The organism is Kitasatospora sp. NPDC059803, from assembly GCF_042732255.1.
Classification (GTDB): Bacteria; Actinomycetota; Actinomycetes; order Streptomycetales; family Streptomycetaceae; genus Kitasatospora.
In genome coordinates this window covers 1-5,936 of sequence record NZ_JBHWIJ010000409.1, presented here as the reverse complement: position 1 = coordinate 5,936, position 5,936 = coordinate 1, and the positions used below count along the sequence as shown (strand labels likewise).

At 72.1% G+C, this 5,936-nt stretch carries 5 protein-coding genes; 4 read left to right on the top strand and 1 reads right to left on the bottom strand.

Features of this window, described 5'->3' with window-relative positions; translation table 11 throughout:
• On the bottom strand, positions 1-1,057 hold a 1,057-nt coding region (locus tag ACFV6I_RS36795), incomplete at its 3' end, for a glycoside hydrolase family 26 protein (protein ID WP_380430367.1).
• Between the two features lie 360 nt (positions 1,058-1,417).
• Between ACFV6I_RS36795 and ACFV6I_RS36790 the strand changes: the two genes are divergently transcribed.
• From ACFV6I_RS36790 to ACFV6I_RS36775, 4 genes are all read left to right on the top strand, one after another.
• Positions 1,418-2,443 (top strand): hypothetical protein, encoded by a 1,026-nt coding sequence (locus ACFV6I_RS36790; RefSeq protein WP_380430364.1) that lies wholly within the window; start codon positions 1,418-1,420, stop codon positions 2,441-2,443.
• Between the two features lie 206 nt (positions 2,444-2,649).
• Positions 2,650-4,248, top strand: a complete 1,599-nt coding sequence (abc-f, locus tag ACFV6I_RS36785; protein WP_063349609.1) for a ribosomal protection-like ABC-F family protein — start codon at positions 2,650-2,652, stop codon at positions 4,246-4,248.
• A 327-nt stretch (positions 4,249-4,575) separates the two neighbouring features.
• Positions 4,576-4,809 (top strand): helix-turn-helix domain-containing protein, encoded by a 234-nt coding sequence (locus tag ACFV6I_RS36780; RefSeq protein ID WP_030059940.1) that lies wholly within the window; start codon positions 4,576-4,578, stop codon positions 4,807-4,809.
• A 232-nt stretch (positions 4,810-5,041) separates the two neighbouring features.
• The gene (locus ACFV6I_RS36775; RefSeq protein WP_380430362.1) at positions 5,042-5,848 is read left to right on the top strand and encodes an enoyl-CoA hydratase/isomerase family protein; all 807 of its coding nucleotides are present in this window, start codon (positions 5,042-5,044) and stop codon (positions 5,846-5,848) included.
• Positions 5,849-5,936: the final 88 nt, after the last annotated feature.

Genomic DNA, 5,936 nt, shown 5'->3' with positions numbered 1-5,936 from the left:
CGCGCGCCACCCCCCCCGGCGCCCCCTTCGACCCGGACATCAGCTGCTTGAACCGGGCGGCGGAGCGCGGGTTGCGGTCGCACTCGAAGAAGCCGTGCGGGCAGTAGTCGGTGACGGTCTGGTAGGCGGTGTCGTGGGTGCGCATCCACTCGACCATCCGCTGCACGAACTCCGGGTTGTCGCCGTTGCGGAACAGCCCCCACTCCGGGTAGGAGACCGGCTTGCCGCGCTTGGCGGCGAACTCCACCTGGTCCTGCAGCCCGTACGGCTCGCGCACGTAGTCGTCGAAGGTGCCCCCGGCGGGCTGGTCGTAGTTGTCCATGCCGATGATGTCGACCACGTCGTCGCCGGGGTAGCACTTGGTCCACGGGATGGCGTCCAGACCCCGGTTCGGGGTGAAGTCGAAGCGGAACCGCTGCCCCGGCACCGAGCGCATCACACCGACGATCCGTCGCCAGTAGGCCTTCCACGCGGACGGGTCGGGCTTGCAGCGGTGCGTGTAGGTGACGCCGTTCATCTCCCAGCCGAGGGTGAGCACGGTGTCCGCGCCGCCGAGGGCGACCAGCCGGTGGGCGAGCCGCAGGAAGTGCCGGTCGAAGTCCCCGCGCGCGCCCTGGGCGAGCAGCTTGGCGACCTCGCCGTCCGGCACGTTCGCCTCGTTGGGCACCAGCATCGGCACGCCGAGGACGAGCGTCCGGGACGGGTCGGCCAGCCGCCACTGCGACCACATGCCGAGCACCATCAGCTCGCCCTCGACGTCGGCCCAGCCGTTGCCCGCCAGGTAGGTGTGGCCGACTTGCAGGTTGGCGTCGCCCAGCCACCGCGCGTACCGGCCGATCTGCGGGATGTAGTCGTCCCAGGAGCCGACGAAGGCACCGAACGGCGGCTCGTGCTTGGGCCGCTGGACGGGCGGGCGGGGGGCGGCGCCGCGCGGCTCGAAGGCGTCCGAGGAGAGGGAGTGCCGTTCGGTCTGGCTGAGCGGCGACCCGGCCGGGACGCTGGCCGTGGCCATCAGCAGCAGGGCGGCGGCGGCCAGCGTCAGGCGGCCGATTCGCATGGTCTCTCCTCCGGGCGTCGAGGGGCGGGGGCGCGCTGGACGGACCGTGGCGCTCCGCTCGCCGACAGTAGGCCCGGCGGGCGTCGGAAAAGCCGAATGTCACCCTAAAGTGGGCGGTATTCGAACGCCGTCTGCCGCAACGCCCGGCCGGGTCTTGCCGCGTGTATCAGCTCTGTAACGGTCCGGCCGGGCCCCGGCGCCCGGCCCCGGAGCGGGCGGCGGCCCGGCCTCGGCACCGACGGTGCAGGTGGGCGGGCGGGTGCGCGGGGAGGGCGCGCGCGGCCGGACGCGCGGTCCGAGGGGTGGGGCGGGGGCAATTCCAGGCTGACTCGCGTGCCCGGTGAAAGGTACGCTCCGGCCGTGTCCTGGAAGCCGCTGCGTGTACTGACCCCCCGCTCGATCCTGCCTGCCCTGGCGGTGATGCTGGTCCTTGCGGCCGGTGCGGCGGCGCACGCCAACAAGCCGGTGCCGTTCGGCGACCGGGTGGCGGGGCCGGGCGAGGCGGAGGCCACGCCGGTCAGCACACAGTCGCTGAGCACGGCCGACCTGGACCTGAAGGTCGGCCCCGGACTGGAGGCCTTCCACCGGCAGAGCGGCGAGCAGGCCTGGTCCTACCGTCGCGAGGGCGCCACCGCGCTGTACCTGTCGATGGCGGGGGACAACGCCATCGTGGTCTGGGACGACGGCCTGGTCACCTCGGTGCGCCCGGGCGACCACGAGGTGCGCTGGCACCGGGCGGTGCCCGGCCTGGCGGACTGGCTGCGCGGCGACGGCGAGCCCGGCGCCGACAAGCGCACCGACGCGCAGCGCAAGGAGCTGGCCCAGGAGCGGGCCGCGGCGGCTCTGCACACCGTCCCGCAGGGAGCCTCCGCCTGGGTGGCCGTGGTGACCCCGAACCTGACCATGGGCCTGCGCGACGCCGACGGCGACCTGCGCTACAACTCCAAGCCGCCCGGCGGCTGCGTCTACGACCCGCTGCGCACGGTCGGCACCGAGTACGCCGTGCTCGTCCCGCGCAGCTGCACCAACAGTGCCGGGCAGGCCGTCTCCGGCGGCATCAACGGGTATCGGCTGGACAGTACCGGCTGGCAGCTGAACACCGGCCCGAGCGCCTCGATCAAGGCGCTGGACGGCAGCCGGGTGCTGATCACCGACGGCCCGATCGTTCCGGCCCGGGTGTTCGACACCAAGGCGGCCGCCCCCGAGGCGGCCTGCGGCAGCCCGTCCGCGCCGTTCGCGGCGGTCCGTCCGCAGGGCGGCTGCACCGACCCGGCGGCGAGTCAGGTCCAGGACGCCCCGGTGGGTCAGGACGCCCCGGCGGGCGACCAGCCGCCCGCGCAGCCCGAGGCGCAGCAGCCTCAGCAGTCCCAGCAGTCCCAGCAGTAACGCCGGACCGCCGGTACCCCCGGGCGGTAGCCCCGGGGGTTCTCGCGCGGCCCGGTAGACTTGCCGTCATGGCTGACTTCTCCGGGCAATAGCGGGCGCGCGGCACCGCTCCGTGCGCTGTGCCGACCACCGACGACGCCCCTTCCCGATGCCCGGCCCCGGGCCCCGTCCGGCCGCCCGCCCACGTCCCAGGAGTAGTTTCCGCCATGATTTCCGCCAACGCCCTTGAGCTGCGCGCCGGTGCCCGGATCCTGATCGAGTCCGCAAACTTCAAGGTCGCCGCCGGCGACCGGATCGGTCTGGTCGGGCGCAACGGCGCCGGCAAGACCACACTGACCAAGGTGCTGGCCGGCGAGGGCATGCCGGCCTCGGGCACGGTGACCCGCTCCGGCGAGGTCGGCTACCTCCCGCAGGACCCGCGCACCGGCGACCTGGACGTCCTCGCCAAGGACCGCATCCTCTCCGCCCGCGGCCTCGACACCGTGCTCAGGAAGATGCGCGAGAACGAGGACCGGATGGCCAACGGCCAGGGCGCCACCCGGGACAACGCGATGAAGAAGTACGCGCGCCTGGAGACCGAGTTCCTCACCAAGGGCGGGTACGCCGCCGAGGCCGAGGCCGCCACCATCGCGGCCGCCCTGGGCCTGCCGGACCGCATCCTGAACCAGGAGCTGCACACCCTCTCCGGTGGTCAGCGCCGTCGCGTCGAGCTGGCCCGGATCCTGTTCTCGGACTCCGACGTGCTGCTGCTCGACGAGCCCACCAACCACCTCGACGCCGACTCGATCGTCTGGCTGCGGGACTTCCTGAAGACCTACAAGGGTGGCTTCATCGTCATCTCGCACGACGTCGACCTGGTCGAGACGGTCGTCAACAAGGTCTTCTACCTGGACGCCAACCGCTCCGCCATCGACGTCTACAACATGGGCTGGAAGCAGTACCAGCAGCAGCGCGAGGACGACGAGAAGCGCCGCAAGCGCGAGCGGGCCAACGCCGAGAAGAAGGCCGCGACCCTCAACTCCCAGGCCGACAAGATGCGGGCCAAGGCGACCAAGACGGTCGCCGCGCAGAACATGGCCCGCCGCGCCGAGAAGCTGCTCTCCGGTCTGGAGCAGGTGCGCCAGAACGACAAGGTCGCCAAGCTGCGCTTCCCGGACCCGGCGCCCTGCGGCAAGACCCCGCTGACGGCCAGCGGGCTCTCCAAGTCCTACGGTTCGCTGGAGATCTTCACCGACGTCGGCCTGGCCATCGACCGCGGTTCGCGGGTCGTCATCCTCGGCTTCAACGGCGCGGGCAAGACCACCCTGCTGCGGATGCTCGCCGGGGTGGAGCAGCCGGACACCGGCGAGGTGATCCCGGGCCACGGCCTGAAGATCGGCTACTACGCCCAGGAGCACGAGACCCTGGACCCGGACCGCACGGTGCTGGAGAACATGCGTTCCTCCGCGCCGGACACCGACCTGGTGCAGATCCGCAAGATCCTCGGTTCCTTCCTGTTCTCCGGCGACGACGTCGACAAGCCGGCCGGGGTGCTCTCCGGCGGTGAGAAGACCCGGCTCGCGCTGGCCTCGCTGGTGGTCTCCAGCGCCAACGTGCTGCTGCTCGACGAGCCCACCAACAACCTCGACCCGGCCAGCCGCGAGGAGATCCTCGGCGCGCTGCGCGAGTTCAGCGGCGCGGTCGTGCTGGTCACCCACGACGAGGGCGCCGTCGAGGCGCTCCAGCCGGAGCGGATCATCCTGCTGCCGGACGGGGTCGAGGACCTCTGGAGCCCGGCGTACGCCGATCTGGTCTCGCTGGCCTGACCGGGTGTAGACGCGATCTCCGCTTTTAGGACCAGAAAAACTAGTACTTACGGCGTGTCCGGGAATGAAGAAAGCCTGGATTCCGTTTAAGGACTTCCTGTCGGCCCGCCACTCGATCGTGGTCGGGCCGACACTGCTGATCAGCCCTTTCTCGGCGGACGGCGGAATCCGCCTGGGGGCGCGCACTCTACGTGAGCGCCCTGATGCGCTCGGATCACCACCGCAGGACCACGCATTCCCGACATCGACCTTGCCGAATGGGTGGCCAGGACGCGGTGGATGGGTGATCATGGGAATCTGACCGAGCAACGCTACGAGGAGGCACGGGTGGCCGAGACTCTGAAAAAGGGCAGCCGGGTAACCGGTGCCGCGCGTGAGAAGCTCGCGGCCGATCTCAAGAAGAAGTACGACTCCGGGGCGAGCATTCGCGCTCTCGCGGAGGAGACCGGTCGTTCGTACGGCTTTGTGCACCGGATGCTGAGCGAGTCCGGAGTCATTCTCCGGGGCCGCGGTGGTGCCACGCGTGGCAAGAACAAGGCGACCGCCGGGGCCGGTTCCTGACGGTCCGTCAGCTTATGGCTGAATGGCGCGGCGGCAGGGCGCCGACCGGGGAGACGAGAACCGATCGTCCGCCCTCGGGTCGAGTGGACCGGCCGCCGATCGTCATGTCCGGGGTGTCGTCCGCCCCCGGGTGCTCCCCTTTCGTCGATCTTTCCGGGCCGGTGCCCTGCCGCCGCGCGCCCAGGTTTGTTACTCTCCGGTAGCCAAGCCCCTCGCCATCGGAGGTCCCCGCATGACCGCCCCCGCCACCGACCCGCAGGCCCCGAGCTGGGAGCAGGACGGCGTCCGCCTGGAGATCGACGGTGAGCTCGCCGTCGTCACCCTGTGTCAGCCCAAGCGGCGCAACGCCCAGTCGCCCGCCCTGTGGCGCGCCCTCGCCGCCGCCGGCCGCGACCTGCCCGGCGGCGTCCGGGTGGTCCTGCTGCGCGCGGAGGGCGTCTCCTTCTCGGCGGGCCTGGACCGGGCCATGTTCACCCCCGAGGGCATCCCCGGCGAGCCCACCTTCCTCCAGCTCGCCGGCGCCCCCGACCAGGAGCTCGACGACACCATCGCCTCCTACCAGCAGGCCTTCACCTGGTGGCGCCGCCGCGACCTGGTCTCCATCGCCGCCGTCCAGGGCCATGCCGTCGGCGCCGGCTTCCAGCTCGCCCTCGGCTGCGACCTGCGCGTCGTCGCCGACGACGTCCAGTTCGCCATGAAGGAGACCTCGCTCGGCCTCGTCCCCGACCTGGCCGGCACCAAGCCGCTCACCGAACTCGTCGGCTACGCCCGGGCGCTGGAGATCTGCGCCACCGGCCGCTGGATCGGCGCCGAGGAGGCCGCCGCCATCGGGCTGGCCAACCTGGCCGTCCCCGGTGCGGAACTGGACGCCGCCGCCCGCGACCTCGCCGCCGCCCTGCTGGCCGCGCCGCGCAACGCCGTCATCGAGACCAAGGCCCTGCTCCAGGGCGCCGCCGGCCGCTCCTTCGACGAGCAGCGCTCGGCCGAACGGGCGGCGCAGGCCCGCCGCCTGCGGGACCTCGCCGGGATCGGCGACTAGGACCTGTCCGGCTGCGTCGTGTGAACGGGCCCGGCCCGGGGAGTGCTCCCCGGGCCGGGCCCACGACGATCCCGGAAGCGTCCCGGAG

Coding starts and splice junctions, on each gene's coding strand:
- ACFV6I_RS36775 (WP_380430362.1), top strand. CDS start 5,042: ATGACCGCCCCCGCCACCGACCCGCAGGCCCCGAGCTGGGAGCAGGAC.
- abc-f (WP_063349609.1), top strand. CDS start 2,650: ATGATTTCCGCCAACGCCCTTGAGCTGCGCGCCGGTGCCCGGATCCTG.